Annotated in this window: 24 protein-coding genes and 1 tRNA gene; 9 read left to right on the top strand and 16 right to left on the bottom strand. The window is 66.6% G+C overall.

Going from position 1 to position 26,999, the window contains the following annotated elements:
* Nucleotides 1–929 (top strand): DNA topoisomerase IB (locus tag Q0Q36_RS04290; RefSeq protein ID WP_293795792.1); only part of this gene is annotated, 929 nt, incomplete at its 5' end.
* Nucleotides 930–1,012: 83 nt separating this feature from the next.
* The gene (locus Q0Q36_RS04285; protein WP_293795789.1) at nucleotides 1,013–1,219 is read left to right on the top strand and encodes a hypothetical protein; all 207 of its coding nucleotides are present in this window, start codon (nucleotides 1,013–1,015) and stop codon (nucleotides 1,217–1,219) included.
* A 97-nt stretch (nucleotides 1,220–1,316) separates the two neighbouring features.
* Here the strand turns inward: Q0Q36_RS04285 and hemC are convergent, their stop codons facing one another.
* Nucleotides 1,317–2,255: a hydroxymethylbilane synthase gene (gene hemC, locus Q0Q36_RS04280; protein ID WP_293795788.1), complete on the bottom strand. Its 939-nt coding sequence runs from the start codon at nucleotides 2,253–2,255 to the stop codon at nucleotides 1,317–1,319.
* 106 nt (nucleotides 2,256–2,361) lie between these two features.
* On the bottom strand, nucleotides 2,362–3,753 hold the full coding sequence (locus Q0Q36_RS04275) for a PLP-dependent aminotransferase family protein (protein ID WP_293795786.1): 1,392 nt from the start codon (nucleotides 3,751–3,753) through the stop codon (nucleotides 2,362–2,364).
* A 154-nt stretch (nucleotides 3,754–3,907) separates the two neighbouring features.
* Between Q0Q36_RS04275 and Q0Q36_RS04270 the strand changes: the two genes are divergently transcribed.
* Complete coding sequence (locus tag Q0Q36_RS04270) at nucleotides 3,908–4,774, top strand: DMT family transporter (RefSeq protein WP_293795785.1); 867 nt, start codon at nucleotides 3,908–3,910, stop codon at nucleotides 4,772–4,774.
* A gap of 82 nt (nucleotides 4,775–4,856) precedes the next feature.
* The gene (locus Q0Q36_RS04265) at nucleotides 4,857–5,120 is read left to right on the top strand and encodes a DksA/TraR family C4-type zinc finger protein (RefSeq protein WP_293795783.1); all 264 of its coding nucleotides are present in this window, start codon (nucleotides 4,857–4,859) and stop codon (nucleotides 5,118–5,120) included.
* A 40-nt stretch (nucleotides 5,121–5,160) separates the two neighbouring features.
* Here Q0Q36_RS04265 and Q0Q36_RS04260 read toward each other — a convergent pair whose 3' ends face one another.
* On the bottom strand, nucleotides 5,161–6,630 hold the full coding sequence (locus Q0Q36_RS04260; protein WP_293795782.1) for an aromatic amino acid ammonia-lyase: 1,470 nt from the start codon (nucleotides 6,628–6,630) through the stop codon (nucleotides 5,161–5,163).
* Between the two features lie 177 nt (nucleotides 6,631–6,807).
* Here Q0Q36_RS04260 and Q0Q36_RS04255 point away from each other — a divergent pair, with 177 nt between their 5' ends.
* Nucleotides 6,808–7,557, top strand: a complete 750-nt coding sequence (locus Q0Q36_RS04255; protein ID WP_293795781.1) for a GntR family transcriptional regulator — start codon at nucleotides 6,808–6,810, stop codon at nucleotides 7,555–7,557.
* A 3-nt stretch (nucleotides 7,558–7,560) separates the two neighbouring features.
* On the opposite strand, the gene Q0Q36_RS04250 is transcribed toward Q0Q36_RS04255, so the two are convergent.
* The 6 genes from Q0Q36_RS04250 to Q0Q36_RS04225 are packed head-to-tail and all read right to left on the bottom strand — an operon-like array spanning nucleotide 7,561 to nucleotide 12,463.
* Nucleotides 7,561–8,340, bottom strand: a complete 780-nt coding sequence (locus tag Q0Q36_RS04250; RefSeq protein WP_293795780.1) for an enoyl-CoA hydratase-related protein — start codon at nucleotides 8,338–8,340, stop codon at nucleotides 7,561–7,563.
* The gene (locus Q0Q36_RS04245) at nucleotides 8,341–9,120 is read right to left on the bottom strand and encodes an enoyl-CoA hydratase/isomerase family protein (protein ID WP_293795779.1); all 780 of its coding nucleotides are present in this window, start codon (nucleotides 9,118–9,120) and stop codon (nucleotides 8,341–8,343) included.
* A gap of 36 nt (nucleotides 9,121–9,156) precedes the next feature.
* Complete coding sequence (locus tag Q0Q36_RS04240; protein WP_293795778.1) at nucleotides 9,157–10,032, bottom strand: amidohydrolase; 876 nt, start codon at nucleotides 10,030–10,032, stop codon at nucleotides 9,157–9,159.
* Nucleotides 10,025–10,594: a carboxymuconolactone decarboxylase family protein gene (locus Q0Q36_RS04235; RefSeq protein WP_293795777.1), complete on the bottom strand. Its 570-nt coding sequence runs from the start codon at nucleotides 10,592–10,594 to the stop codon at nucleotides 10,025–10,027. The genes Q0Q36_RS04240 and Q0Q36_RS04235 overlap by 8 nt, the downstream gene beginning before the upstream one ends.
* 44 nt (nucleotides 10,595–10,638) lie before the next feature.
* Nucleotides 10,639–11,844: a CaiB/BaiF CoA-transferase family protein gene (locus Q0Q36_RS04230; RefSeq protein WP_293795776.1), complete on the bottom strand. Its 1,206-nt coding sequence runs from the start codon at nucleotides 11,842–11,844 to the stop codon at nucleotides 10,639–10,641.
* Nucleotides 11,837–12,463 (bottom strand): glutathione S-transferase family protein, encoded by a 627-nt coding sequence (locus Q0Q36_RS04225; RefSeq protein ID WP_293795775.1) that lies wholly within the window; start codon nucleotides 12,461–12,463, stop codon nucleotides 11,837–11,839. The genes Q0Q36_RS04230 and Q0Q36_RS04225 overlap by 8 nt, the downstream gene beginning before the upstream one ends.
* A 250-nt stretch (nucleotides 12,464–12,713) precedes the next feature.
* Between Q0Q36_RS04225 and Q0Q36_RS04220 the strand changes: the two genes are divergently transcribed.
* Entirely contained in the window at nucleotides 12,714–13,727 is a 1,014-nt protein-coding gene (locus Q0Q36_RS04220; RefSeq protein ID WP_293795773.1) for an amino acid ABC transporter substrate-binding protein, read from the top strand.
* A gap of 125 nt (nucleotides 13,728–13,852) precedes the next feature.
* Here Q0Q36_RS04220 and Q0Q36_RS04215 read toward each other — a convergent pair whose 3' ends face one another.
* Both Q0Q36_RS04215 and Q0Q36_RS04210 read right to left on the bottom strand, forming a co-directional pair.
* Nucleotides 13,853–14,809 carry a GTP-binding protein gene (locus tag Q0Q36_RS04215; protein ID WP_293795771.1) on the bottom strand — a complete coding sequence of 319 codons (957 nt, stop codon included), beginning with the start codon at nucleotides 14,807–14,809 and terminating at the stop codon, nucleotides 13,853–13,855.
* Nucleotides 14,810–14,813: 4 nt separating this feature from the next.
* Nucleotides 14,814–16,307, bottom strand: a complete 1,494-nt coding sequence (locus tag Q0Q36_RS04210; protein ID WP_293795769.1) for an amidohydrolase family protein — start codon at nucleotides 16,305–16,307, stop codon at nucleotides 14,814–14,816.
* A gap of 275 nt (nucleotides 16,308–16,582) precedes the next feature.
* Here Q0Q36_RS04210 and Q0Q36_RS04205 point away from each other — a divergent pair, with 275 nt between their 5' ends.
* Nucleotides 16,583–19,180 (top strand): GNAT family N-acetyltransferase, encoded by a 2,598-nt coding sequence (locus tag Q0Q36_RS04205; RefSeq protein ID WP_293795767.1) that lies wholly within the window; start codon nucleotides 16,583–16,585, stop codon nucleotides 19,178–19,180.
* A 49-nt stretch (nucleotides 19,181–19,229) separates the two neighbouring features.
* Here the strand turns inward: Q0Q36_RS04205 and Q0Q36_RS04200 are convergent.
* The 4 genes from Q0Q36_RS04200 to Q0Q36_RS04185 form a co-directional block, all read right to left on the bottom strand.
* Nucleotides 19,230–19,305: transfer RNA gene (locus tag Q0Q36_RS04200), tRNA-Thr, on the bottom strand.
* A gap of 91 nt (nucleotides 19,306–19,396) precedes the next feature.
* A complete protein-coding gene (locus tag Q0Q36_RS04195; RefSeq protein ID WP_293795765.1) occupies nucleotides 19,397–20,335 on the bottom strand; it encodes a prephenate/arogenate dehydrogenase family protein in 939 nt (312 codons plus the stop codon).
* 5 nt (nucleotides 20,336–20,340) lie between these two features.
* Complete coding sequence (gene hisC, locus Q0Q36_RS04190; protein ID WP_293795803.1) at nucleotides 20,341–21,441, bottom strand: histidinol-phosphate transaminase; 1,101 nt, start codon at nucleotides 21,439–21,441, stop codon at nucleotides 20,341–20,343.
* Nucleotides 21,442–21,473: 32 nt separating this feature from the next.
* Entirely contained in the window at nucleotides 21,474–22,307 is an 834-nt protein-coding gene (locus Q0Q36_RS04185) for a chorismate mutase (RefSeq protein ID WP_293795763.1), read from the bottom strand.
* Nucleotides 22,308–22,476: 169 nt separating this feature from the next.
* Between Q0Q36_RS04185 and Q0Q36_RS04180 the strand changes: the two genes are divergently transcribed.
* The gene (locus Q0Q36_RS04180) at nucleotides 22,477–23,646 is read left to right on the top strand and encodes a homoserine O-acetyltransferase (RefSeq protein WP_293795762.1); all 1,170 of its coding nucleotides are present in this window, start codon (nucleotides 22,477–22,479) and stop codon (nucleotides 23,644–23,646) included.
* Between the two features lie 3 nt (nucleotides 23,647–23,649).
* On the top strand, nucleotides 23,650–24,273 hold the full coding sequence (metW, locus tag Q0Q36_RS04175) for a methionine biosynthesis protein MetW (RefSeq protein ID WP_293795761.1): 624 nt from the start codon (nucleotides 23,650–23,652) through the stop codon (nucleotides 24,271–24,273).
* Nucleotides 24,274–24,345: 72 nt separating this feature from the next.
* Here the strand turns inward: metW and clpB are convergent, their stop codons facing one another.
* Nucleotides 24,346–26,964 (bottom strand): ATP-dependent chaperone ClpB, encoded by a 2,619-nt coding sequence (clpB, locus tag Q0Q36_RS04170; RefSeq protein ID WP_293795760.1) that lies wholly within the window; start codon nucleotides 26,962–26,964, stop codon nucleotides 24,346–24,348.
* Nucleotides 26,965–26,999: the final 35 nt, after the last annotated feature.

Raw genomic sequence — 26,999 nt, 5'->3', positions numbered from 1 at the left:
GCGCCGGCACAAACGCAGGCGCTCCACTGGATGGTTTTCTCACCGCCGTGCACACGCTGGCCCGCATCCGCTCGCTGGCCATCCCGCCGGCCTATCAGGACGTCCGCATCGCCGCCGACCCGCGCGCCCATCTCCAGGCGATCGGCTATGACGAGGCCGGCCGCACCCAGCATCGCTACCATCCGGATTGGGAGAAGGTGCGCGAGCGCCGCAAGCTGAAGCGGCTTGCGCGCCTGATCGAGGCCCTACCGAAGCTGCGCGCCCGCATCGCGACGGATGCCAGGGCGCGGGTGCTGTCGCGCGACAAGGCGCTGGCCTGCGCCGCGGCGATCATCGATCGCTGCCATCTGCGCGTCGGCAACGAAACTTACGCCAAGGCAAACGGCAGTCACGGCACCTCGACGCTGCTCAAGCGCCACGTCACCCTGACGGGCACGCGGGTCGCGCTGCATTTCCGCGGCAAGAGCGGCAAGGACATATCCTGCGCCATCGACGATGCGCCGCTCGCCCGCGCGATCGCGCGGATCGTCACCCTGCCCGGCCGGCGTCTGCTACAATATCGGAACGAAGACGGCGCGGTCTCGCCGATCCACGCAGCCGATATCAATGCCTATCTCAAGCGCGCCTGCGGTCTGCCCGTCAGTAGCAAGGATCTGCGCATGCTCGCCGCTAACGCCGCCGCCGCCGAGCTTCTGCTCGCCGGCGAGGCGGTTGCGAGCGAAGCGGGGCGCAAGCGCCAGCTCGCCGATATCATGCGCTCGATCTCGGAGAAGCTGGTCAACACGCCTGCCGTCGTCCGCAAGAGCTATGTCCATGCGATCGTCATCGATGCCTATGCCAGCGGCCGCCTGCAGAAGAGCTATGCGAAGGCGCGCGCCAAGACCGGCTGCTCACGCATCGAGCGCGCGCTGGGGCTGCTGGCAGCCTGATGAAAAAATAAGGAACCGCCAACGGAACCGCGAGGCTCGATTCGACGTTCCGTCGCCGCTGAGTCTTCGCGGCGGAGGCGGACATGGACGAAGAGCGGATCACGCGGATCGCGCGGGCGATGTGCCGGGCGGCACGTCTCGACCCCGACAAGCCGGCCGGCAATGCCGGCCCCTACACGATGTCGATGCGGGAACCGGGTCACGCGACGCCGCAGCCCGCCTGGATGCTGTTCCGCCGGGAAGCGGCGCTGTTCGCGTCGCGGCATCGCGACGTCGCCGTCCGGCTCTGAGACATTTCGGAAGCGGCCACTCGCCTGCATGCGACGGTGGCTATCACGAGGCCCGGTACTCCCCGCGGAGGCCGGGCCTCTTATCGTCCGTGACGCGTCAGATCGACTTGAAGCTCGGATAATGGCCGCGATAGCTCTTTTCGAGGATCGCGACGCCGCCCCGTTCCTTAAGAACCCGCGCGACCGCAAGACCGAGCTCGCGCGCCTGCTCCGGCGCCGCGCTCTCGTCGGCCACGACGCGTTCCGTGCCTTCGATCGAGGTCACCTGCGCGTGCAGCGTCAAGCGGCCGTCCTGCCATGTGGCGCAGGCACCGACCGGCAGGCTGCATCCTGCCCCCAGCGCATGCATCATCTCGCGCTCGGCCTCGGCCTCGGCGCGGGCCTTGGGACATTCGATCGCCTTCAGCACCTCGATCACGGCGCTATCCTCGGCGCGGGCCTCAAGCCCCAGCGCACCCTGCCCGACCGCATAGGGGAACAGCGACGGGGCGAGCACCTCCGAAGAGGCCTCGTCCATACCGAGGCGGCGCAGGCCGGCATGGGCGAGGATGACGGCATCGAGCGCATCCTCCCCGCCGATCTTGGCGAGGCGCGGGCCGACATTGCCGCGAATCGGGACCACGGTGACATCCGGGCGCAGGTTCAGGATCTGCGCTCGGCGGCGGAGCGAACCCGTGCCGACGCGCGCACCCTGGCGCAGCGAGGCCATGGTCGCGCCGCAGAGCGCATCGCGCGGGTCCTCGCGCGGCGGCACCGAGGCCAGCACGAGCCCTTCATGCAAGGTGGTCGGCAGGTCCTTCAGCGAATGAACGACGAAATCGACCTCGCGCTTCACCAGTTGCTGCTCGTGCTCGATGGCGAAGACGCCGACCATGCCGAACTGATGGAACTCGGAGACGCGGTCGCGATCGGCAATCGTGGCGATCTGGCAGAGGGTGAATTCCGCCTGCGGGAATTTCTCCCGGATCAGGCCCATGACGTGGTTGGTCTGGGCCATCGCGAGCGGGCTGCGGCGCGTGCCGATCCTCAGATGCATGATCTCAAAACTTTCGGGTCCTGTCCGGCCGGGCCGGTTATTGCCGCGGTCTATAGCAAGGGCATGCCGGGCTGACGAGTGCGGCGCGAGCCCAAGCTGCGCTGGATCAATCGCGGGCGGCTGTCCGTCCGCCCTGCTGCCGTATCGTCGCCATCGCTTGCCCGAGCACCTCGAATACATGCGGGTCGCGCGACTGGGCGACGTTGAAGCGTATGAAATGACCGGCCGTCTGGGCGACGCTGAAGACATTGCCCGGCGCCAGCACCACGCCCTGCATGACCGCCAGGCGGGCGAGCTCCGCGGAATCGATTCCCTCAGGTAGTTGGCACCAGAGATAGAAGCCTCCGCGCGGCATCAGCCAGGGACGAATTCCCAGCATCTCAAGTCTTGCGGCGACCTCACGCCGCGCCTGGGCAAGGCGCCGATGCACCTCCTCCATATGCTTGCGGTAGCTGCCACCGGCGAGAACGCCCGCCAGCAATTCGGTCGAGACCGGGCTGGGACCGCCGAAATTGGTCGCGACCTGGAGGTCGACCAGCCCATCGACCCAATCCGCCCGCGCCGCGATGTAGCCGCAGCGCACGGCGGCCGAGAGCGTCTTCGAGAAGCTGCCGATCCGGATGACGCGCTCCAGCCCGTCGAGCGCCGCCAGCCGCGATGACGGCTCGGGCTCGAAATCGGCAAAGATGTCGTCCTCGACGATGGTCATATCGTTGGCCGCGGCCGTGCTGAGGACACGATAGGCGGCCTGCGGCGACAGGCCGGCGCCGGTCGGATTGTGCAATCCGGAATTGGTGAGGTAGAGGCGCGGGCGCTCGGCTGAGACGACCGCCTCGAAGGCCGCGATATCCGGTCCGGAGGGCGTATAGGGCACGCTCAGGACGCGCACCTGATGTGCCCTCAGCAGCGCCTGGAAATTGAAATAGCAGGGATCGTCGACGAGGACGGCATCGCCCGGCCGCAACAGGAAGCGACAAATCAGATCGAGCGCTTGCGTGCCCGAGCCGGTCAGCATGAGCTGCTCCGGCGAAACCGCGAGTCCGGCTTCGGCGAAGCGCCCGAGCAGAAGCCGCCGCAGGACCGAGGCCCCGCGCGTGCCGCCGTAATCGGTGAGGATCGCGCCCTCGGCGCGGGCCAGCGCGCGGAAACCGCGGCGGAGCGCCTCCTCCGGCATCCAGTCGGCCGGGAGCCAGCCGCAGCCCGGCTTCAGTGCGCCCGGCTCGGCATCGAGCGACTGGCGCGAGACCCAGAAGGGATCGACCACGAGCTCATGCGGGGAAGCGGCTTGCGTCAATGCCAAGGGCGGCAAGCCGCCGCCGGTCACATAGAAGCCCGAGCCTTGCCGCGCGCGGATCAAGCCTTCTGCCGCCAGCCGGTCATAGGCCTCGACGACGGTGGAGGGCGAGACCTTCATCGTCGCGGCGAAACGACGGATCGAGGGCAAGCGGTCGCCCGGCGCCAGCGTCCGCGCCGCTAATCTGCCGCGTATCGTCGCCATCACGGCTTCCGTGCGCGTCGGGACGGCTCCGCATTCATTAGGTGTATGGTCATCCATAGCCATACAGTTTGCCATGAATGTATCGGTCTGTCGCTGGCTTCGTCGAACGCCGCCGCCTAGAGCACGGCTTCCACGAAGGAGCAGGACGAATCGTATGTTCGGGAATTGGGGTGGCAAGGGCTGGGGCAGCGGGCTCATCGGCGTGCTGATCTTCAGCGGCTCCCTGCCGGCGACGCGCGTGGCCGTGGCCGGTTTCTCGCCGCTATTCCTGACCGGCGCGCGCGCCGCGATCGCGGCCCTGCTCGGCGCGGCCTGCCTCGTGCTGCTGCGCCAGCAATGGCCCAGCCGTTCGGACATCCGCCCCCTCGCGATCGTCGCCATTGGCGTCGTGCTCGGCTTTCCGCTGCTGACGGCGCTCGCGCTCCAGCATATCCCCTCCGCGCGTTCGATCGTCTTCATCGGCCTGTTGCCGCTCGCGACAGCGCTGTTCGGCGTATTGCGCGGCGGCGAGCGACCAAAGCTGGTGTTCTGGCTGTTCTCGGGCATCGGCAGCGCCACGGTCGCAGGCTTCGCGCTCGCCAACAGCGACAGCGGCTCGCTGACCGGCGACCTGCTGATGGTAGCCGCCGTCCTGCTCTGCGGCCTCGGCTATGCCGAGGGCGCAACGCTTTCGCGCCGGCTCGGCGGCTGGCAGGTCATCTCCTGGGCGCTCCTGCTGTCTCTGCCGGCGATGGCCGTGATCGCCCTGCTGTTCTCGCCCACGTCCTGGCAGGGCATCGGCGCGCCGGCCTGGGTCGGGCTTGCTTACGTCTCGGTCTTCAGCATGCTGGTCGGCTTCGTGTTCTGGTATCGCGGTCTCGCGCTCGGCGGCATCGCCAGCGTCGGCCAGCTCCAGCTCCTGCAACCGTTCTTTGGCCTGATTCTGGCGGGCTGGCTGCTGGGCGAGCCGATCGCCTGGCCGATGATCGCGGCGACCGCCGTGGTCGTGCTCTGCCTGGCCGGGGCGAAGCGCTTCGCCTGACCGCAGCCGATCCGCGCCTCAGGCCAAAGCTCTTGGATTCCGGATTGCCGAAGGCCATCTTATGGCTATCGGAGGTTGCGCCATGGCAAGCGGATGGGCTCCGGACGGAGCGGTTCAAGACCAGATCGACGGCTCGATCTCGGACGCGGTTCGGCTGGCGCGCTCGCGGCTGCCGAGCGGCCCCGGCGAGATTCATTGCCAGGACTGCGGGGACGAAATCCCTGAAGCTCGGCGGCTCGCCATGCCGGGCGCCCGTCTCTGCGTCGCCTGCCAATCCGGCCATGACCGCTCGGCGGCGCATTCCGGCTACAATCGCCGCGGCAGCAAGGACAGCCAGCTAAAGTAAGCGCGGCTGACGAAAACCAAGCCCCCTAACAGGGACGCTTTCAACGCACTGAAGCTGTGCCGATCTGGAGAAGGCGATCAATCTCAGGATCGTTGGCCGTCAGATAATCGATCAGCACGCCAGCATGCGGGACCCGCTGCCCTGCAGCCGCATAAGGAACCGCCTTCCGCACGAACGCATGCACCTGCCCGGTCCCTGCCCCCAGCGGGCTGGATTTCCGCATGTCCACGGCTTGGGCAGCCACCATCAGCTCCATGCCGAAGATCGAGCGACACAGCGTCGCTAGATCCGCCGTGCGGCGGGCCGCGAGGCCGGCCATGCTGGCGCGATCGAGATTGCCGTTGGAGTGACTGGAGCTCGCGAGCTCGCTGACGACCGGGGCGCCAAGCAGCCGCGCTTCAGAGGTGATCGACTTGTGGAACTGCGCGAGGCCGTTGAAGCCCGGCAGGCCGACGCCATCCTCCTCGATCAGGCCGACGCTCAAGCCCGACCAGAATGAATCGGCTTGCTTGGCCAGCCGCTCCGTGGAGCTCGTCACGACCGGCACCATGGCGAGCCGGGCGATATCGAGCGCCGTCGCCAACGCGACCATGTCGAAATTGGCGACGGAGACCAGTTGGCGCTGCTCGACCGCCACGATCGGGTTGTTCTGGCTCGCACTCAGCTCGATGGCGAGCTGCCTGCCCGCAAAGGCCAGGCTGTCGGCGGCGTTGCCGTGGATCAGCGGCAGCGAGCGGAAGCTCAGCGGGTCCTGGAGATGGCGCGGGCCGCCGGGCTGCATCAGGTAGCTGCCGGTGAGATAGGTCCGGATCGCACGGCCATGGCGCAGCACACCATCGAACGGGCGAGAATTGAGCGCGGCCTCCGAGACGATCGACGGATTGGCCGCGAAGCCCTCCATGCTGAACGCGCCGGCGAGCGTCGCGAAATCGAGCATGCGCGCAAGATCGTGGAAGGCGAGCGCCGCGGTGCCGATCGACAATGCGCTGGAGTTCAAGAGGGCCAGCGCCTCGCCGGCCGCGAAATCATGATCCTTGTAGAGCTCCAGCGCGAGATCGGCGATGGGCGACATGTCACTCTGGCCCATCGAGCCCCAGAGATGGACATCGATCCGGCGGTCCGTGTTCAGGGCCTCGACGAGCATTTCCGCCATAACCGGCCTGACGCCGAGATAGCCGGTCGCCATGCTGTTCAGCAGCACGACCATCATCGCCCGCACCGTCTCGTGGGAGGCGAGCGGGCCGTGCCCCATGTTATGGGTCAGCAGCAGGCGGCGGTTGAACTCGGGAATCCGATCTGGAGCGAGCATCGTGCCGGTCTTGGCCCCGACGCTGCTCGTGACGCCGTAGATCTTCTCGCCCTTGCGGACGACCTCGTCGACGACCTCGCGGGCGCGGCCGATGCACTCCATCGCCTCACGCGCCAGGGCAACCCTGACCCTGAACCGGGAGACCCGGACGATCCCTGCGGGGTCCAGGTTCCGGCCGGTGATCTCGACGATGTCCTGCATGATGGTCCATCCGGCAGCTTGGCGACAATCGGCGATCCGGAGCTTTAAGCATCGCGTCGCCGTGTCGACTTAAAAGGACAATAAGCTAGTTCATTGGATTAATATCGCATCTCCCGCTCGTCAATTGCCGGTTGTTGCGGTAGCCTGCTGCTTGCCGCAAATCGCATTGGGAGCCGCATGATCGTCCGCAGCGTTTCTTCGAAGCCGCTGGATTTCAAACGAACCGGCATTTCCCGCTATCACCAGCTCGCGACGCTGTTCCGCCGCCGGATCGAGGCGGGGCAATGGCAGGTCGGCGCTCAAATTCCGACCGTCGACGAGTTGGCCGTCGAATGCGGGGTGGCGCGGGCGACCATCCGCCAGGCGCTCGACCTGCTCGAAGATGAGCAGTTGATCGAGCGCTATCGTGCGCGCGGCACGTTCGTACGCCGCCGGCCGGCGGAGAATCTGTGGTGCGCAGTCGGCACCGACTGGTCTGGTCTGCTGCGCCCGAACTACGACGCGACGATCGAGATCCTTCATGACGAGCCGGATGTCGTACTTCACGCCTTCGAGGAGCAGATCGGCACGCTGGCCCCGGCCTACCGACATGTCCGGCGGCGTCACTGGCGGCATGGACAGCCCTTCCTCCTAGCCGATCTCCATATCGACGAGCGGCTGCGCGATCGCATCACCCAGCGCGACCTCGAATCGAAGACCGCCCTGCGCCTGATCTCGGAGGTCGAAGGCGTCGAGATCATCGATGCGCGCCAGACGCTGACGATCGGCACCGCGGATATCGAGACCAGCGAGGCGCTCGCGATTTCGCTGGATTCGCCGGTCGCCTTCGTCCACCGGCAGGCACTGGACCAGGACGGCACGCTGGTGCTCGACGCCAAGGGCATCTATCGCGGGGATGTCGTCAAATTCGACGTGAAGCTGCGATAGCGATCAGCTTCCCTTGAACTGCGGCGAACGCTTCTCCAGAAAGGCACGCATTCCCTCTTTTTGGTCCTGCGTGTCGAAAAGCTGGACGAAGGCCTTGCGCTCCAGCGCGAGCGCCGTCTCCAGCGGCACGTCCTGCCCGAGTTGCACGACCTCCTTGATCGCCTGGACGGCGAGCGGCGGCATCGCGGCCACGGTCCGGGCGATGGCCAGAGCGCGGTCGAGGGCGCTGCCATCAGGCACGATCTCCGAGAGCAAGCCGGCCTGGAAGACTTCGCTCGCGGTGAGCGGCTCGCCCGTCAGGGCCAACTTCATGGTGCGGTACTTGCCGATGGCCCGCAGCAGGCGCTGGGTGCCGCCGGCACCGGGCATAATGCCGACGCGGATTTCCGGCTGACCGAAGCGGGCGCCCTCGCCGGCGACGATCATGTCGCAGCACAGAGCCGTCTCGCAGCCACCGCCCAATGCATAGCCCTCGACCGCCGCGATCAGAATCTTCTGGCAGCGCCGCAGCACCGTGAACATCCGGTCGGTCGCGAGCGCCTGATGCTGGGCCGGGCTCATCAATTCCATCTCGGCGATATCCGTGCCGGCGATGAAATAGCCGCCCGCGCCGGTGAGGACGATGACGCGCACGTTGATGTCGGCCTCGAGCGCCAGGACCGCATCGGCGATGCGCGCCTTGATGTCGAGATTGAGCGCGTTGCGACGCTCCGGGCGGTTCAGCGTGATGACTGCGACACCATCGGAAGCGCGGTGGATTGCGACGGTGTCGGCCGTGCCCATCTAGCGGCCTCCGAAGACGGGCTTGCGCTTCTCGGCGAAGGCGCGCTGCGCCTCCCTGGTATCCTCGGAGGATGCCAGCGCCACGGTCTGCGACTGCTCGAAGCGATAGCCGTCGCGCAGTTCGAGACCCTCGGTGACGTTGAAGGAGCGCTTGGCGGCCTGGACGGCCGATGGGCTTTTCGCGGCAATCTCGCGCGCGATCTCCTGCGCCAGCACGAGCAGGCGCTCAGCCGGCACGCAATCCGAGGCGACGCCCATCCGGTAAAGCTCGGCGCCGCGCACCCGGCGCGCCGTATAGATCAGCATCCGCGCATCGGATTCCCGGAAGAAGCGCCTGACATGGCTGACGCCGCCGGCCAGCCCGACATCGACCTCGGTCATCGCGAAGAAGGCCTCCTCCGCCACGAGGATGATGTCGCAGCATAAGGCCAGCACGCAGCCGGCGCCGATCGCCGCACCATTGACTGCGGCGATGACCGGCTTGGAACATTCCATCACAGTGTCGAAGGAGGCGCGCACCAGGCGGTTATGGCGGGGATAGGCGCCCGGCTCCTGCGCCAGGCCGGGCCGCTCCTTCAGATCGGCGCCGGCCGAAAAGGTCTTTCCGGCGCCGGTCAGCACGATTGCCCGCACGTCGGCGCGGTCGCTCAGCATATCGAAGACGGTGACGATCTCCTCGCGGAACAGGCGGTTCTGCGCGTTGACCGGGGGGCGGTCGATCGTCACCGTCGCGACGAAATCGCTGACCTCGACCGTCAGGCATTCAAGAGCGTTGGCCATCTGAAACTCCGTATCGAACGCGGCTTCCGGCCGGCATCAGAGCCCGTAGAGCTTACGGGGATTGTCGACGAGAATCTGGCGCCGCAGCGTCTCATTCGGAACCCATTCGGCGAAGAGATCGAGCAGATGCCCGATATCGGGCACCCGCTCGGCGAGGCGCAGATGCGGCCAGTCCGAGCCCCAGATCACCCGTTCGGGGTTGGCGGCAATGAGCGCATCATGGAATGGCCGGGCATCGGCATAATCCGGAAAATCCTGCGAGCAGCGGCACAGGACAAGCTTGATCCAGAGCCAGCCCTCCCGGAGCGCATCGAGGATCGCCTTGAACGAGGGGTCGTCCAGTCCGCGCGCGATTTGCAAGCCGGCCATATGATCCAGCACGATCGGGGGGCCGCTGGCGCGATAGAGTGGCAGGTTCGCGACATGCCGGTCGATTCCGGCCCAGATTTCCGCGTGCCAGCCCCTCGCCCGCATGCCGGGAGCCATCGCCGCGAGATTGTCCGTGCCGACCGAACCGGGAAACGGGCCGATGCCGCCGGGCACCGTCATGTCATTGAAACGCAGGCCGCGAATGCCTGCCGCGTGCCAGGTGTCGAGATCGGCCTGCGGGACCTGTTCGCTCGCCGCGGCGATGCCACGCAAGCGCCCACCAGCTTGCGCCAAAGCATCGAGGATCGGCGATGGGTCCTCGCCATAGGCGCCGGGTTGAACGAGGACACCATGGGTCAGGCCGATCCGCTCCAGCATGTCGCGATGCGCCATGGCCGGAGCCAGCGGCGCGACGTAATGCATCGGATGCGAGACCGGGAAGCAATCGTAGGGGCCGAAGACATGGGCGTGGCAGTCGCAGGCGCCGGCCGGCAACGTCCAACGAGGGGCCCGATGCGATCTCGGGTCAACCGTCTCAGTCACGGCGCGTTTCCTCGGCGGCCGGCAAACGCGTCGGCCCGTCCTGCAACTTGGGGAGAGGCGGCGCCGCTCCATCCGGAAGCGGAATTCCGTGCGCGTTCAGCGTCATCGACACCATCGTGTAATAGCCGATCACGCCGGTCAGCTCGACGGCGCCGCGCGGCCCCCAGCGCTCGACGATCGCTTCATGCACGTCGTCGGGCACGGTTCCCGTCTGCACGAGCAGGCGGGCATATTCATAGATCTCCCGCTCCTCATCCGCGGCGAAGACCGGCGCCTGGCCCAGGCGGATAGCCTCGATGCAGTCCGCAGCAAGGCCAGCGACCTTCGCCGCTTCCGCATGGATGTGGAATTCCAACTGGCTGTTCCAGTGGCGGCCGACGACGATGATGGCGAGTTCGTTGAGCCTGGCCGGCAACAGCGTCGAATAGCGCAGGAACTCGCCGAGCCGAGACCAGCGCGTGGCGAGCTCCGGGCTGTGGATCACGGCGCGCAGCGGCCCAACCAATCGCCCGCGCGGGCCGGAGACGACCTCGTCATAGACCTTGCGCTGATCGGCGGTCATTTCATCGACGGCCGGAAGGTGGAGGCGCCCCATTCTCTGTTCCATCAGGCTTGCTCGGCCAGGCCGATATCGCGGAGGATCTCGTCGGTATGCTGCCCGAGTAAGGGCGGCGGACGATCGAACGAGAGCGGCTCGTTCTCGAAATTCAAGGGGCTCACGACCTGCGGAACCGTCCCGGCGAGCGGATGCGGCAAGTTGCGCAGCATGCCGCGATGCCTGACCTGCGGATCGTCGAACACTTCCGGCACCGTGTTGATCGGTGCGCAGGGCACGCCGACGCCATCGAGCGTGGCAATGAGCGCAGCGCGATCGAAGCGACCGAAGGCGGCGCGCAACAACGGATCGAGCAGGCCATGATTGGTCACCCGCGCTGGATTGGTGGCGAAGCGCGGATCGCGCGCCCATTGCGGCTCGCCCAGGGCCTCGCAGAGCTTGGCGAACTGGCCGTCATTGCCGACCGCCAGCACGATGAAGCCGTCTGCACAGGGGAAGACGTCCTGCGGCTGGATGTTGGGATGGCGGTTGCCGCCGCGCACCGGCGCGCGCCCGGAAACCAGCCAGTTCATCGCCTGGTTGGCCAGGAAGCCGGTCTGAACGTCCAGCATGGCGAGGTCGATATTGTCGCCCCGCCCGGTCTCGTTGCGCCGGACCAGCGCGGCGAGCACGCCGACCGCCGTGTACATGCCGGTCATGATATCGACGATGGGAACGCCGACCTTTTGCGGGCCGGCGCCCGGCATGCCCTCGCGCTCCCCGGTCACGCTCATCAGCCCGCCCATGGCCTGGATCGCGAAATCATAGGCCGCGGCCGATTTCCGCGGGCCGCTCTGGCCAAAGCCGGTCACCGAGGCGAAGATCAGCCGCGGATTGATCGCCTTCAGCGCCTCGTAGTCTAGCCCGTAGCGCTTGAGCGTGCCGACCTTGTAGTTCTCGACGACGATATCGCTCTTGGCCGCCAGCTTGCGGATGATATCCTGCCCTCTCGCGCTGGTGATATCGACGGTGATCGAGCGCTTGCCGCGGTTGACCGAGAGATAGTAGCCGGCTTCGCTGGTCGGATTGCTGGCCTCGTCCTTGAGGTAGGGCGGCCCCCAGGCGCGGGTGTCGTCACCGGCCTCCGGGCGCTCGACCTTGATCACATCGGCGCCGAGATCGGCCAGGATCTGGGTTGCCCATGGACCGGCCATGATCCGGCTGAGATCGAGGACACGGACATGGCTCAAGGGGCCCTGGCGCCGGATTTCAGCCATCGTCCCTGACCTCCGTGGCGATCGCCGACGGGCGCTGGCGGAAGGCATCATGCCATTGCGCAAGCCGCGGCTGGCTGGCCCGCCAATCGAGATCGGTGAAGCGGAAATCGAGATAGGACAGGCAGCAGCCGAGTGCGATCCCCGAAAGCTGCAACGGCCCCGGCGCGATCGGCCCGGCCTCGTTCTCGAAACGCGCCAGTGCGGCGGCGGCCTTGGTGGCGAAGCTCGACAGCCATTCAGCCGTCTGCTTCTCGGCCGGCTTGTTGCGCTCGTTACGCCAGAGGATCAGCACGTCGAGAAGTCCGGTCGCGAGCGCGTGCCTGCTGAGCTCGTTCCAGCGCCCAGGCCCCGATGCGGGAATGATGATCCCGCCGCCGGCGAGTGAATCGAGATATTCGCAGATCAGGCCGGAATCGATCAGCACCGATCCATCGGCCAGGATCAAGGTCGGGATCTTGCTCAGCGGATTGTCGGGCAGCAGGTCCGGGTTCGGTTTCGTCATCTGGACGACCGTGCGCCGCAGCGTCAATCGATCGGTGAGGCCCAGTTCATGGGCGGCGACCATCACCTTCCGCACGAAGGGGGACCGTGGCGACCAGTGAAGCGTCATATCGCCCATTTCAGTTTCTCCCGCACGACCGGCACAAATCTATTAGTTCAGTTTTATGGCCTATAACAACCTGCCGCGGACGTGTCGAGCGCCACGGCGTATTAGGTCGACGATGATCAGCACAGGTCCGCTGCTTCAAATCCTATCGCTGACGCGGCGACAGGCTTTCGAAGCCGAATGAAGGCCGGCTGTTGACGACCACATCAAACATCAATAGGCTAGTCTTATGTCCTTTTAAAAAAATCAACGGGAGGAAACGATGAAGGCATTCCATGCTGCTTTCGCAGTAGCGGCGATCGTGGCGTCGGCCGTGTCTGCACAGGCCGGCACGCTGGAAAAGGTCAAGGAACGCGGCGAGTTGATCTGCGGGACGAGCCCCGGCGTTCCCGGTTTCTCGCTGCCGAATGCGCAGGGACAATGGGGCGGGCTCGATGTCGATCTCTGCCGCGCCGTCGCCGCAACGGTCCTGGGCGATGCCACGAAGGTCAAATACATCTCGCTCAACCCGAAGGATCGCTTTGCGGTCGTGCAATCGGGCGAGGTCGACGTGCTTTCGCGCCAGACCACCTGGTCGCTCTCGCGCGACACGACGCTCGGCCTGTCCTTCTCGGCGATCACCTATTTCGACGGGCAGGCGCTGATGGTCAAAAAGTCGCTCGGGATCAAATCCGCGAAGGATCTGGGCGGCGCGACGGTCTGCGTGCAGGGCGGCACGACGACCGAACTGAACATCGCCGATTTCTTCCAGAAGAACGGGCTGAAATACGAGCCGGTGAGCTTCGCCTCGGGCGACGAGGCGATCAAGGCCTTCGAGACCGGCCGCTGCGACGTCTTCACCACCGATGCATCGGCGCTCTACGCCTATCGCCTGAAGGTCGCCAACGGACAGGATTTCGTGATCCTGCCGGAGCTCATCTCTAAGGAGCCACTCGGACCGGCGGTGCGCCGTGGCGACGAAGCCTGGGCCAATATCGTCCGCTGGACGCATTACGCGATGGTCAATGCCGAGGAGCTCGGCCTCACCTCGGCCAATGTCGACGAGCAAGCGAAATCGGCCAATCCCGAGATCAAGCGTTTCCTCGGCGTCGAGGGCAATCTCGGCGAGGGCCTCGGGCTGACCAAGGACTGGGCCTATCGGATCGTCAAGCAGGTCGGCAATTACGGCGAGAGCTACGAGAAATATCTCGGGCCGTCCTCCCCGCTGGGCATCCCGCGTGGCGCCAATAATCTATGGTCCAAGGGCGGCCTGCAATACGCCCCGCCAGTTCGGTAAGCGCTTCGACTGCCGGCTTCATCCAAGCCAGCGTTCCTGTCGGCCCAGAGATATATCGGCCGACAGCGATGCCCGGCGCCTCGGCGGCCTCGCCGTGAGAAGCCGGCAGACCGCAATGCTCGGCCTCAAAGACCTGCGGGGCCGCCGCGCGCTGCCTGCCCGCTCTTTGGTCCCGTCCGGCTCATGGCCTCATCGATTTCCGATTGAGTGATCTTGTCGATCTCGGCGATGAAGACGATGCGCGTGCCGGCCTGCGCCGGATCGTTTCGATCAAACGGCACCAATGTGGCCTTGCCGCCCGCGAGCTGGAAGAGATAGCGGCAACCCGGCTTCTCGATCGTCTCAAGAAGTCCTTTCGCACGAACGAGGCGCGACGAGAGCCGGCCGATCGCCTGCTGGAAGCCGGCGAGCGAGATCGGCTCCTCGGACGTCCAGTTGAAGCTCTCGAAACGATCGATGCTCGGCCTCTTCGGGCGGGCCGTCCGCTCGCGATACATCCCGACCTCGGGAAAGACGAGGTCGAGCGGGATAGCGCCACCCGTCGCCTCGATGAGGGCGGCCCTGCGATTGATCTGCGACAGGGCGCTGCGGCGCGCCTCGAAGGTCGGCTCATCGACGAGATCGCCCTTGCTGAGAGCGACGAGATCGGCAGCCCGCAACTGGCTCAGCAGCAGGGGATCGCCGAGTTCCGCCTCCGGCGATGCGGCATCGGCGACGCACAGCACCGTCTCCAATGGGGCCTCGCGCAAGATCACCGGATCCATCAGGTTGCGGATGATGTCCTCGGGATCGGCGACGCCGCTGGTCTCGATCACGATGGCTTCCGGCCGCGGCGTCCGCCTCAGGAGATTGGCGAGAGTCCGCAGCAGGTCGCCTTCCAGCGAGCAGCAGATGCAGCCATTGGCGAGGCTGACGACGCCATCCTCCGCGCCGGCGATCAGCTCCGCATCGATATTGATGGCGCCGAAATCATTGACGACGGCCGCGATGCGGCGGCCGTCTGCCTGCTGCAGGATATGATTGACCAGCGTCGTCTTGCCGGCCCCGAGAAAGCCCGTGACCAGCAGGATCGGAACCGGCATGGCCTCAAGCCGCCGCGCCGAACGGGCGGCGCACCGGCCGGCCCGGCCTGGCCGCGACATTCATGAGCCCATCGGTAATGACCGGCTCGCCGCTGACGACAAGGTGCTTCACGCCTTCTGCCGGACGGTTCATCGCCGAGAACTCGGCGCGATCGGTCAGCCTGTCCAGGTCGAAGATGACGACATCTGCATCTGCCCCCGCCTTGAGCCGGCCCTTCTCGCGCATCGCCGGGGTGCTCGCGGCCAGGATCTCGGCCGGGATCAGCGTGCATTTCGCGATGCCCTCGCGGAGCCCGATCGCCTGCCGCTCGCGCACCCAATGGCGCAGGAAGCGCGTGAAGGTGCCCGACGAGCGCGGATGCGAGGTCGCCTCGTCCGGCAGGGGCCAGGCATCTCCGGTATAAGTCGATCCGTCCGGCATCGACCAAGGCATGGCATCCGATGCGATCGCGCCGCCGGGATACATCACGGAGAGGTCGAGCATGTCGCGGTGACGGGCGTTGTTCTCGGTATCGAGCACATGCCAGAGAACGAGCTGCGAAGGATCCTCCGATTGCGCCGACAGCAGGTCCTCGCGGTCCTGGATCCGGCGCCCGCTCGTGACGAGCTGGATCTGCTGATAGCGCGTATCGTTGCGGCTTTCGAACTCCGGATCGCTGAAGAACGCGGCGGCGATCACGGTCGAGCCGGTGCCATAGGGATAGGCCTCGACGGTGATCGGCAGGCCCTGTTCCTGCGCCTTCTTGATCAGCCGGGCACAACGCTCGACATCGGTCTTGCTGGAGCTGTTGAAGTGGCAGATGTGCATATGCGCGCCGGTTGCGCCGGCATAGCCGATGAGGCGGATATAGGCCTCCGCGGCGCTCTTCGGATCGGTGTTCGCCATGTAGGCGATATGGGTGAAGGTCGGCACGCCGCGCTCGGCCGCGAGCTGGCACAATGCCGTCAGCTCCTGCACGCCCGCGCCAGGTGCATAGGCGTTCAGGATGCCGATGCCGATGCCGCCCTCGTCGAGCCCGGCCGCGATGCGGTCCAGGATGTTCTGCTGCTCGGCGGGCGAAGAGATGTTGTCCATCCAGCGTGGATCGCGCATGGCGCGCCCGAACGCTTCGAGCGACGATTCCTCGTTGATCCCGATCATCGCGCCGATCCGCGCGAAAGCCCAATTCGTCGCGGCGCCGTAATTCAGGATGCGGCCCTGCTCCGCCTGCCGGCGATACCAGGACGCGACGGGGAGCACCCCGGCTTCCAGGTCGAGCGTGGTGGTCACGCCGTCGAAAGCCTGCATCCGGTCGGCGGGAATCGACTGGCCATGGGCATGCAGGTCGATGAAGCCAGGCGCGACAATCAGCCCCCGCGCATCGATGACGCGCTCGGCTTGGCCGAGATCGGAGCCTATCGCGACGATCTTCCCGTCAACGATGGCGACATCGGCGATGCCGTCATGGCCGCTTTCAGGATCGACGACACGGCCGCCTATGATCAAGAGTCCGCCCATCTGCCCTCGCCTCTCGTTCCCGGGATCGTTTGCTCGGGCCGCAGCCATCGCTGCCCGATGTTGGCCGATCCGGAATTGCCGAAGCAAGAGCGCCGCCCGGCGATCCGCTTTGATCGATCATGCGGGCCAAGCATGCGCCAAACCTGTACGATGGAGTGGACAGCGCTGGCGCGCCGGGCGGCCTCGGCTCCAAACCGGGTACCCGCAAAGGACCGCTGGCTTGGCGGCCGGGAATCGCGTCTGCTGTCGACCTCGAGGACCGGAACCGCCGATCGATGACGCTCGCCTTGCTCAGACGCGCGCTTGAACCAAGGACGATCACGGTCCTTGCGGGCTCTCCCGAAACGGATGTGCTGGCGGCGCAGATCCGCGCGGGGTCCTATCGCGGCGAGCTCAATGTGCTTTCCGATGAGACGGCGTTTCGATCCCTGCCGCCCTGCGATCTCCTGATCGCGCCGTCTGCAGCCGCCAAGCAGGTCCTGGCGGCAGCCGGAAGCGGCAGCGCCGGGCTTCTCGTGCCAGACGGTTCCGCCGCCGATGCCGAGCGCCTGCGGATTGCAGCACGGACCGCCGGCATCCGATTGATCGGCCCATCATCGCTCGGCCTTGCTGCGCCGCGTCTCGGCCTGAACGCTACCGCCGTTCCGGTGCATCTGGCTGCGGGCTCGCTCGCCCTCGTTGCGCAATCCAATTCGGTCGCAGCCGGCATCCTGGCCTGGGCCGCGAGGCGCGGGATCGGATTTTCGGGCGCCCTCGTCCTCGGAGAAGGCACCGATGTCGATATCGCCGACTGCCTCGATCATTTCGGCGCCGATCCCGCGACGCGCGCCATTCTGCTTGCGATCGACGACGTCACTGACGCCTCGCGCTTTCTCTCGTCGGCGCGCGCTGCCGCAAGGCTCAAGCCGGTGCTGGTGCTGCGGCCGCCGCGCCTGGAACCGCCCTGGCCGGCCCTGACGCATTCCGCCCTGATCGTGACCAGCGACGCCGCGCATGACGCTGCCTTCCATCGTGCGGGCCTGTTGCGCGTGAGCGACCTCGACGAGCTCTTTGCAGCTGCCGAGACGTTGGGACGCGCCCGCGCCGCGGATGCCGGCCGGTTTGCCATCCTCAGCAATGGCGAGGGGCTGGCGGCGTTGGCCGCGGCGCGATTGCGCCAGGTTGGCGGCGCGGACCGGCAGTTCCATGAGCCGACGATCGTTCGGACGGCACAGGATTATCGTGAAGCTTCGGCTCGCCTGCTCGCCGAGCGCGATGTCGACGCCGTCCTGGCACTCAACGCACCGCTGGCGCCGGACGACCCCGCGGATTGCGCGCACGCTCTGGCCGAGGCACGCTCCGTATCTGCGGCGAACAAGCCGGTGCTGGCGGTCTGGGTCGGCGGCGGCGAGGAAACAGCGGCGATTTTCGCGGCAGCCGGCATCCCCTCTTTCGCAACCGAACGAGATGCGATCCTCGGCTTCCAGCACCTGACGCGCCATGCGCGATTGCTCAAGGAACTGATGGCGACGCCACCCGCGCTCGATGACAGCGCTCAGCCGGACATCGTGGCCGCCACGGCGCTCGTCGACCGGGCGATCGCTCAAGGTCGCAGTTGGCTGGAACCGGACGAGGTCGCGGAGCTGCTGGCCCTGTTTCGCATTCCAACGCTCGGCCTCGTCATCGCCGCCGATGCCGAGGCGGCTGTCGAAGCCGCCAAGGCGCAGTTCGCGGCCGGGCGCACCGTGGCCCTCAAGATCGTCTCCCCAGATGTCGCGCACAAGTCGGATGTCGGCGGCGTCGAGCTCGACCTCGCCAACGAACAGGCCGTCCGCAATGCCGCCGGTCGCATGGCCGAACGTCTGCGACAGGAACGACCCCAGGCACGGTTGACGGGTTTCATGGTGCAGCCGATGGCGCATCGCAACAAGGCGCGCGAGCTGATCGCCGGCTTCTCCGTCGATCCCTGCTTCGGTCCTGTCGTCGTTTTCGGCCGCGGCGGCACGGCGGCCGAGCTCATCGCCGACACGCATGTCGCCTTGCCGCCGCTCGATCTCGCCTCGGCCGAGAACCTGATCGCCCGGACGCGCGTCTCACGCATCCTCGCCGCCTATCGCGATGTTCCTGCGGCCGACCGACGCGCGATCGCAGCCGTCCTGGTGGCGCTCGGCAACATCGCTTCGGCGCTTCCGCAGATCCGCGCGATGGACCTCAATCCGATCCTCGCCGATGCGAGCGGCACTGTCGCCGTCGATGCCCGTGTCGTGCTGGAGCCGGACCCAGTGCGCCGCCGTCGTCCTGCGATCCGCCCCTATCCCGGCAATTGGACGTCACAGCTTGCGCTCGGCGAGCGGCACTTCCTCATACGTCCGATGAAACCGGAGGACGAGCTCCTGGTCGGCGCGATGCTCGGGCGGGTCACCGCCGAAGATCTGCGACTGCGGTTCTTCGCGCCGCTGAAATCGTTCAGCCACGCCTTTCTCGCCCGCCTGACCCAGCTCGACTACGCGCGGGAAATGGCCTTCATCGCCATCGAGGAGGGCAGCGGGGAAGCGGCCGGCGCCGTCCGCCTCCATGCCGACCCCGGCCATGTCGAGGCTGAATACGCGATCCTGCTGCGCTCCGACCTGAAGGGCATCGGCCTCGGCCGGGCGCTGATGGAGTTGATCATCGACTGGGCCAAGGCCGAAAATCTGCAGCGCGTCCATAGCCAGGTCCTGGCGGAGAACGCGCCGATGCTCGCGCTCTGTCGCGACCTGGGTTTCGAGATCCGGACCGATCCCGACGACATTTCCGTCAAATCCGTCGCGCTGGACCTGGGAGCCCTCGCAGGCAAGGCACGCGCTGGAGCTCGCCGCGCGCCACGAAGCCTCCGGCCGCGCCGAAGCAGCTGAACAGCCCGGTTTTGCGAAGAACCGCAGCCAACTCAATCTTGAGGGGAAATGGTGCCGCAAGAGGGATTCGAACCCCCGACCCCCTCATTACGAATGAGGTGCTCTACCAGCTGAGCTATTGCGGCAACGGGTGGCGCTGTACCAGCCGCCGTCGGGCTTGGCAAGCCAATCTCGACACCATGCACAATGCCTCCACACGGCATCGTGCGGCAGACATCAATCCTTGCGCAGCTTCTCCGTCTCGGGCTTCTCCTGACCGAGCGCGACGATGCCGCGGCGGATGGCGCGCGTGCGGGTGAAGTGCTTGTGCAAGGTCTCGCCGTCGCCATAGCGAATGGCGCGGGTGAGCAGGGCGAGGTCCTCGTTGAAGCGGCCGAGCATCTCCAGCACCGCCTCCTTGTTGTGCAGGAAGACGTCGCGCCACATCGTCGGGTCGGAAGCCGCGATGCGGGTGAAGTCGCGGAAGCCGCCGGCCGAGAACTTGATCACCTCGGACTGCGTCACCGCCTCCAGATCCTCGGCCGTGCCGACGATGTTGTAGGCGATGAGATGCGGCAGGTGGCTGGTGACGGCGAGCACGAGGTCATGATGCTGCGCGCTCATCACCTCGACCAGCGCACCCATCCCCTCCCAGAACTGGCGGGTTTTCGCGATGGCCGCAGCGTCCGTGCCTTCCGGCGGCGTCAGGATGCACCAGCGATTGAGGAAGAGGCTCGGAAAGCCGGCATCCGGGCCGGAATTCTCGGTACCCGCGACCGGGTGGGCCGGCACGAAGGCGACGCCCTCCGGCAGATGCGGCGAGACGGCCTCGACGACCGAGCCCTTGACCGAGCCGACATCGGAGACGATCGCACCGGGCTTCAACACGGACGCGATTTCGGCCGCGACCTCCCCGCAGGCGCCGACCGGCACGCAAAGGACGATGTGATCGGCATCGCGGGCCGCTTCCGCCGCCGTCTCAGTGACCGTATGACCGAGGCCGAGCTCGCGCGCCCGCTTGCGGACGGCTTCGTCGCGATCGGCCAGCACAATCGTGCCGGCGAGGTTCAGCTCCTTCGCCGCGCGCGCGATCGAAGAGCCGATCAGCCCGATGCCGATGATGGCGAGCCGGGCGAAGACCGGCTCGGAGCGGCGCGGTGCGAAGCTTTCCGCCATTTCACTCACGCCTTGAGGAAGTCGGCGAGCGCAGCGACAACGAGGCGGTTCGCCTCCTCGGAGCCGATCGTCATCCGCAGCGCATCCGGCAGGCCGTAGCCGCCGACGGCGCGCAGGATGAGGCCGCGCTGGGTCAGGAAGGCGTCGGCCTCCTTGGCGGTCTTGCCGGCCGTCTTCGTGAAATGGATCAGCACGAAATTGCCAACCGAGGGCGTGACGGTGAGCCCGAGCTTCTCCAGCTCGGCCGTCGTCCAGCCCAGCCACTTTTCGTTGTGCTCGAGGGCCGCGGCGACATGGGCCTCGTCGGCGACGGCGGCAGCACCAGCCTCGATCGCGGCGCCGTTGACGTTGAACGGGCCGCGGATGCGCTCGAGCGCATCGATGATATGGGCCGGCGCATACATCCAGCCGATGCGGAGATTGGCGAGGCCGTAGATCTTCGAGAAGGTCCGGGTCATCACGACATTCTCGCTCTCGGCGACGAGTTCGATGCCGGAAGCGTAGTCGTTGCGGCGGACATACTCGGCATAGGCGGCGTCGAGCACGAGCAGGACATGCGGCGGCAGGCCGGCCTGCAGGCGCTTGACCTCGTCGAAGGGCAGATAGGTGCCGGTCGGGTTGTTGGGATTGGCGAGGAAGACGATCTTCGTCTTCGGCGTCACCGCCGCGAGGATGCCGTCGACATCGGCCGTATAGTTCTTCTCGGGCACGACGACAGGTTTGCCACCCATGGCGAGAATGGCGATGCGGTAAACCAGGAAGCCGTACTCGCTGTAGATGCCCTCGTCGCCGGCGCCGAGATAGGCCTTGGTGACGAGCTCCAGCAGTTCATCCGAGCCGTTGCCGCAGATGATCCGCGCCGGATCGAGGCCATAGCGAGCAGCGATCGCCTGCTTGAGCTTGGTCGACGTGCCGTCGGGATAGAGCTCCAGCTTGGCGGCGAGACCTTCGAAAGCGGCGATCGCCTTCGGGCTCGGGCCGAGTGGGGTCTCGTTGGAGGAGAGCTTGTGCAGCTTCACGCCGGCAGGCGCGGCGGATTTGCCGGGGACGTAAGCCTCGATATCGAGGACGCCGGGGCGCGGGGTGGGGCGGATCGCCATGACGATTGACCTTGCAGCAGGGAGCGGGGCGAGCCCGTTCAGCGGGCGGATTTGACGGAGAAGCGGGCGGCGTGGCTGCCGATCTCGGCGAAGTCGCTGAGACCGGCCGGCACGAGGGCCTGCCGGATCGCGGCCTGATCGACCTCGCCGGAGGCCGCGACCAGCAGCGAGAGATGCGAGCCGTCGGCAGCCGAGGCCGAGACCTCGGCCAGATGCTCGGCAAGGCCGTGGCGCAAGCTTTCAGACCAGCGCTCGACGCGGGCGGCATAGAGCACGATCTCGCGCACGGCGGCGTCCGCCAGCGGCTTGGCGATGCAATAGACCGGCGTCCCCGCGGGGTGGTTCGGCCGCTCGACGAAGGGCAGCCGCGCGATGATCTTGGGCGCATCGGCCCCGATCAGGTCGCGCCACCAGATGCCGGCGCTGGCGCCCTGATCCATGCGGAAGATGCCGAGATCGCCCGCCGACTCGGCGACCGCGCGAATGACCGAGCGCGCATCCTCATGCGGGACATAAGGGACGGTGAAGCCGAAATGGAAACGGGCGGAATCGCGCATCGCCGCGTCGCCGCCGGAGATATCGGCATGGACCGAGTAGTTCGCCTGCACATAGGTGAAGGTCGCGATGATGATGCGCCAGACGCTCTCGACCGTGTCGAGCGGCAGCAGGCCCTTATGGCTGAGGGCAAGGCGCTTCATGATGTCGGCCTCGCGGCCGGGGCGGAAGGCGGAGCCGGAGGCCTGCGTCTTCTTGATCGAGATCAGCGTCTCGATGACCTGGGAGCGCTCCATCAGCAGCGCATGCATCGCACTGTCGATGCGGTCGATTTCACCGCGCAGATCGGCAAGGGAGGTGGGAGCGGCTTCGGTCATGGCAACGCGCTTTCCGGCAAGGCCACGCTCCTTAGCGCTCCCGCAACGCCTTGGCAAAGCCGGCTGCGCAGTCCCGCGTTGACAGGAACGCTTCGGCAGGTCATCGCTAGAGTTCGATTTTCCGAACGCCTGGACCGGCAAGACAAATCCTACTGCCGAAGCGGACGACATGAGCGATCTCTCCCCCAGCCTGGCCGATCCGCAGAAGGAGGCGAACGAGCCCTCCAGCCCGGCCGCGCGCTTCGGGCCCGATACGCCCTTGCTGATGGATTGCGGCGTCGTGCTGGACCATTGGCAGATCGCCTACCAGACCTACGGCGAACTCAATGCCGCCAAGTCCAACGCCATCCTCGTCTGCCATGCCCTGACCGGCGACCAATATGTGGCGAGCCGCAACCCGATCACCGGCAAGGGTGGCTGGTGGACGGCAATGATCGGGCCGGGCAAGCCGATCGACACCAACCGCTTCTTCGTGATCTGCGCCAATGTCATCGGCGGCTGCACCGGCACGACCGGGCCGGCCTCGACCAACCCGGCCACGGGCAAACCCTGGGGCCTGTCCTTCCCGGTCGTGACCATCCGCGACATGGTGCGGGCGCAGGCCGCGCTCGTCGACTCCTTGGGCATCGAGACGCTGTTCTGCGTCGCCGGCGGCTCGATGGGCGGCATGCAGGTGCTGCAATGGGCGGCGAGCTATCCGGCCCGCGTCTTCTCGGCGCTGCCGCTGGCGACCGGCGCCAAGCATTCCGCCCAGAACATCGCCTTCCACGAGGTCGGCCGGCAGGCGGTGATGGCCGATCCGGAATGGCGGCAGGGGCGCTATCTCGAAGAGGGCACGCGCCCGGCCAAGGGGCTGTCGGTCGCGCGGATGGGCGCGCATATCACCTATCTCTCGGAGCAGGCGCTGCACCGCAAGTTCGGCCGCAAGCTGCAGGATCGGGAAGCGCCGACCTTCTCCTTCGACGCGGATTTCCAGGTCGAGAGCTATCTGCGCCACCAGGGGCTGAGCTTCGTCGAGCGCTTCGACGCCAATTCCTATCTCTACGTCACCCGCGCGATGGATTATTTCGACCTCGCCGCCGATCATGACGGCGTGCTGGCGCGGGCCTTCACCGGCACGAAGACACGTTTCTGCGTGGCCTCCTTCACTTCTGACTGGCTGTTCCCGACGGCGGATTCGCGCGCCATCGTCCATGCGCTCAACGCAGCCGGTGCCTCGGTCTCCTTCGTCGAGCTGGAGAGCGACAAGGGCCACGACGCCTTCCTGCTGGAAGAGCCCAATCTTTTCGCCACCACGCGCGGCTTCATCTGCGCGGCGGCGCGGGCACGCGGACTTTAAACGATGGCCTTTAGCGACAACCAGACCAACCGCATCGACCTCATGCTCGTCGCCGAGATGGTGCAGCCGGGCACACGCGTGCTCGATGTCGGCTGCGGCGACGGCGCCCTGCTGGCGCTATTGGCCGAAAGCCGGCAAGTCGATGCGCGCGGGATCGAACTGTCGCGCGAGGGCGTGGCGGATTGCGTGGCCCGCGGGCTCTCCGTGATCCAGGGCGACGCCGATACCGACCTCGCCGACTACCCGGACGACTCGTTCGACTACGTCATCCTCTCCCAGACGATCCAGGCGACGCGCAACCCGCGCCTCGTGCTGGAACAGATGCTGCGCATCGGCCGGCACGCCATCGTCTCCTTCCCGAATTTCGGGCATTGGCGGATGCGAAGCCAAGTCTTCTTTCAGGGGCGGATGCCGGTCACGGACTCCCTGCCCTACGCCTGGTGGGATACTCCCAATATCCATTTCTGCACGATCCGCGATTTCGTCGCGCTCTGCGACCAGATCGGCGCCCGCAAGGAGCGTGCGGTCGCGCTCGACGCAGCCGGTGGCCGGGTCGGCGTCAATGCGCCCTGGTGGTTCTGGAACCTGTTCGGCGCGCAGGCGGTGTTCCTGCTGAAGCGCGGTTAGGGCACACCCAGCTCCAAAAACAAGAAAGGGCCGCTTGCGCGGCCCTTTCCTCATTTGTGTGTTCGACGAGCGTCAGTTCAGCGCGACGCCGGCCGGCCGCTTCTCCTTCACCGCCGGAACGGACCCCAGCATCAGCGAGCCCGGGCCTACGGTGATCGGCACGGTCTCGCCATCGACGATCTCGCCACCGAGGATCGCTTCCGCGAGGGGATCCTGCACCGACTTCTGGATCACGCGCTTCAGCGGGCGCGCGCCGTAAGCCGGGTCATAGCCCTTGTCGGCCAGCCACTCGCGCGCCTCCTTGGAGAGCTCGAGCGTGATCTTGCGATCGGTCAGCAGCTTCTGGAGCCGCGCCATCTGGATATCTACGATCGCGTCCATATCCTTCCGCCGCAGGCGATGGAACAGGATGATGTCGTCGATCCGGTTCAGGAACTCCGGCCGGAAAGCGTGGCGGACCACGCCCATGACCTCGTCGCGAACCGCGTCGCTGTCCTGCCCCTCGGGCTGGTTCACCAGGAACTCCGAACCAAGATTCGAGGTCATGATGATCAGCACGTTGCGGAAATCGACGGTGCGGCCCTGGCCATCTGTCAGGCGGCCGTCGTCGAGTACCTGCAACAGGACGTTGAACACGTCCGGATGCGCCTTCTCGACCTCGTCGAAGAGCACGACCTGATAGGGCCGGCGCCGCACCGCTTCCGTCAGCGCCCCGCCCTCCTCATAGCCGACATAGCCGGGAGGCGCGCCGATCAGCCGGGCAACCGAGTGCTTCTCCATGTATTCGGACATGTCGATGCGCACGAGCGCCGTGTCGTCGTCGAACAGGAACGAGGCCAGCGCCTTGGTCAATTCGGTCTTGCCGACGCCGGTGGGGCCCAGGAACATGAACGAGCCGATCGGACGGTTCGGGTCCTGCAGGCCGGCGCGGGCGCGACGGACCGCGGTCGAGACCGCCTCAACCGCTTCCTTCTGCCCGACGACGCGGGAGCCGAGAACCTCCTCCATGCGGAGCAGCTTCTCCTTCTCGCCTTCGAGCATCCGGTCGACCGGCACGCCGGTCCAGCGCGAGACGACGGCGGCGACGTGATCGGGCGTCACCGCCTCCTCGACCATGCCGGCGCTCTCGCCCTTCTCCTCGATCTCGGCCAGCTTCTTCTCAAGCTGCGGGATCTCGCCATAGGCGAGCTCGCCCGCCCGCTGGTACTCGCCCTTGCGCTGCGCCTGGGCGAGCTCGTTGCGGGCGTTGTCGAGCTTGGTCTTGATCTCCGCGGCCGCGCCCAGCTTGTCCTTCTCGGCCTTCCACTTGGCCGTGATCGTGTCGGAGCGCGACTCCAGATCAGCCAGTTCGGATTCGAGCCGCTTCAACCGCTCCTTCGAGCCCGCATCACTCTCCTTCTTGAGCGCCTCCTGCTCGATCTTCAGGCGGACGATCTCGCGGTCGATCGAATCCAGCTCCTCGGGCTTGGAATCGACCTGCATGCGCAGGCGCGCCGAGGCTTCGTCGACAAGGTCGATCGCCTTGTCGGGCAGGAAGCGGTCTGTGATGTAGCGGTTCGACAGGGTCGCGGCCGAGACCAGCGCCGAATCCGTGATGCGGACACGGTGATGCTGCTCGTATTTCTCCTTCAGGCCACGCAGAATCGAGATGGTGTCCTCGACCGTGGGCTCCTCGACGAAGACCGGCTGAAAGCGCCGCGCCAGCGCCGCGTCCTTCTCGACGTACTTGCGGTACTCGTCGAGCGTGGTCGCGCCGACGCAGTGCAATTCGCCGCGCGCCAGAGCAGGCTTCAGCAGGTTCGACGCATCCATCGCGCCGTCGGTCTTGCCGGCTCCGACGAGCGTGTGCATCTCGTCGATGAACAGGATGACGCCGCCATCCGAGGCCGAAACCTCGGTCAGCACGGCTTTCAGCCGCTCCTCGAACTCGCCGCGATATTTCGCGCCGGCGATGAGCGAGCCCATGTCGAGCGCGAGCAATTCCTTGTCCTTCAGGCTCTCGGGCACGTCGCCATTGACGATGCGCAGCGCCAAGCCCTCGGCGATGGCGGTCTTGCCGACGCCGGGCTCGCCGATCAGGACAGGATTGTTCTTGGTCCGGCGCGACAGCACCTGGATGGTGCGGCGGATCTCCTCGTCGCGACCGATGACGGGGTCGAGCTTGCCCTCGCGCGCCGCAGCGGTGAGGTCGCGGGCATATTTCTTCAGCGCGTCATAGGCCTGCTCGGCCGAAGCGGAATCGGCGGTGCGGCCCTTGCGGATCGCCTCGATCGCCGCGTTCAGCGCCTGCGGCGTCACGCCGGCCTTCGACAGCGCCTTGCCGGCCTCGGTGTCCTTCTCGACGGCGAGCGCGAGCAGCAGCCGCTCGACCGTGACGAACGAGTCGCCGGCCTTCTCGGCCGCCTTCTCGGCGGTGTCGAAGACGCGCGCCAGACCGGGGGTCAGGTTGAGTCCGCCCGAGCCGCCGGAGACCTTCGGGAGCTTCGCCAAGGCCTGGTCGACCAGTTGCAACGCAACGCGCGATTGGCCGCCGGCCCGGTCGATCAGACCGGCCGCCATGCCCTCGTTGTCGTCGAGCAGGGCCTTCAGAAGATGCTCGGGGGTGAACTGCTGGTTCCCCTCCCGCAAGGCGATCGTCTGCGCCGCCTGGAGGAAGCCCTTCGCCCGATCCGTATATTTCTCGATATTCATTCAGATATCTCCGCCCGCAAGCCGCGCCCCGTAGC

The organism is uncultured Allobosea sp. (genome assembly GCF_945957345.1).
GTDB lineage: Bacteria > Pseudomonadota > Alphaproteobacteria > Rhizobiales > Beijerinckiaceae > Allobosea.
Note: the sequence above shows the minus strand (reverse complement) of the source record. Positions and strands in the feature narration are given on the sequence as shown.

Coding starts and splice junctions, on each gene's coding strand:
- metW (WP_293795761.1), top strand. CDS start 23,650: ATGGCCTTTAGCGACAACCAGACCAACCGCATCGACCTCATGCTCGTC.
- Q0Q36_RS04250 (WP_293795780.1), bottom strand. CDS start 8,340: ATGGGCACGGCCGACACCGTCGCAATCCACCGCGCTTCCGATGGTGTC.
- Q0Q36_RS04220 (WP_293795773.1), top strand. CDS start 12,714: ATGAAGGCATTCCATGCTGCTTTCGCAGTAGCGGCGATCGTGGCGTCG.
- Q0Q36_RS04215 (WP_293795771.1), bottom strand. CDS start 14,809: ATGCCGGTTCCGATCCTGCTGGTCACGGGCTTTCTCGGGGCCGGCAAG.
- Q0Q36_RS04225 (WP_293795775.1), bottom strand. CDS start 12,463: ATGGGCGATATGACGCTTCACTGGTCGCCACGGTCCCCCTTCGTGCGG.
- Q0Q36_RS04195 (WP_293795765.1), bottom strand. CDS start 20,335: ATGGCGGAAAGCTTCGCACCGCGCCGCTCCGAGCCGGTCTTCGCCCGG.
- Q0Q36_RS04260 (WP_293795782.1), bottom strand. CDS start 6,630: ATGCAGGACATCGTCGAGATCACCGGCCGGAACCTGGACCCCGCAGGG.
- Q0Q36_RS04180 (WP_293795762.1), top strand. CDS start 22,477: ATGAGCGATCTCTCCCCCAGCCTGGCCGATCCGCAGAAGGAGGCGAAC.
- Q0Q36_RS04230 (WP_293795776.1), bottom strand. CDS start 11,844: ATGGCTGAAATCCGGCGCCAGGGCCCCTTGAGCCATGTCCGTGTCCTC.
- Q0Q36_RS04185 (WP_293795763.1), bottom strand. CDS start 22,307: ATGACCGAAGCCGCTCCCACCTCCCTTGCCGATCTGCGCGGTGAAATC.
- clpB (WP_293795760.1), bottom strand. CDS start 26,964: ATGAATATCGAGAAATATACGGATCGGGCGAAGGGCTTCCTCCAGGCG.
- Q0Q36_RS04265 (WP_293795783.1), top strand. CDS start 4,857: ATGGCAAGCGGATGGGCTCCGGACGGAGCGGTTCAAGACCAGATCGAC.
- Q0Q36_RS04205 (WP_293795767.1), top strand. CDS start 16,583: ATGACGCTCGCCTTGCTCAGACGCGCGCTTGAACCAAGGACGATCACG.
- Q0Q36_RS04270 (WP_293795785.1), top strand. CDS start 3,908: ATGTTCGGGAATTGGGGTGGCAAGGGCTGGGGCAGCGGGCTCATCGGC.
- Q0Q36_RS04245 (WP_293795779.1), bottom strand. CDS start 9,120: ATGGCCAACGCTCTTGAATGCCTGACGGTCGAGGTCAGCGATTTCGTC.
- hemC (WP_293795788.1), bottom strand. CDS start 2,255: ATGCATCTGAGGATCGGCACGCGCCGCAGCCCGCTCGCGATGGCCCAG.
- Q0Q36_RS04255 (WP_293795781.1), top strand. CDS start 6,808: ATGATCGTCCGCAGCGTTTCTTCGAAGCCGCTGGATTTCAAACGAACC.
- Q0Q36_RS04285 (WP_293795789.1), top strand. CDS start 1,013: ATGGACGAAGAGCGGATCACGCGGATCGCGCGGGCGATGTGCCGGGCG.
- Q0Q36_RS04210 (WP_293795769.1), bottom strand. CDS start 16,307: ATGGGCGGACTCTTGATCATAGGCGGCCGTGTCGTCGATCCTGAAAGC.
- Q0Q36_RS04235 (WP_293795777.1), bottom strand. CDS start 10,594: ATGACCGCCGATCAGCGCAAGGTCTATGACGAGGTCGTCTCCGGCCCG.
- Q0Q36_RS04275 (WP_293795786.1), bottom strand. CDS start 3,753: ATGGCGACGATACGCGGCAGATTAGCGGCGCGGACGCTGGCGCCGGGC.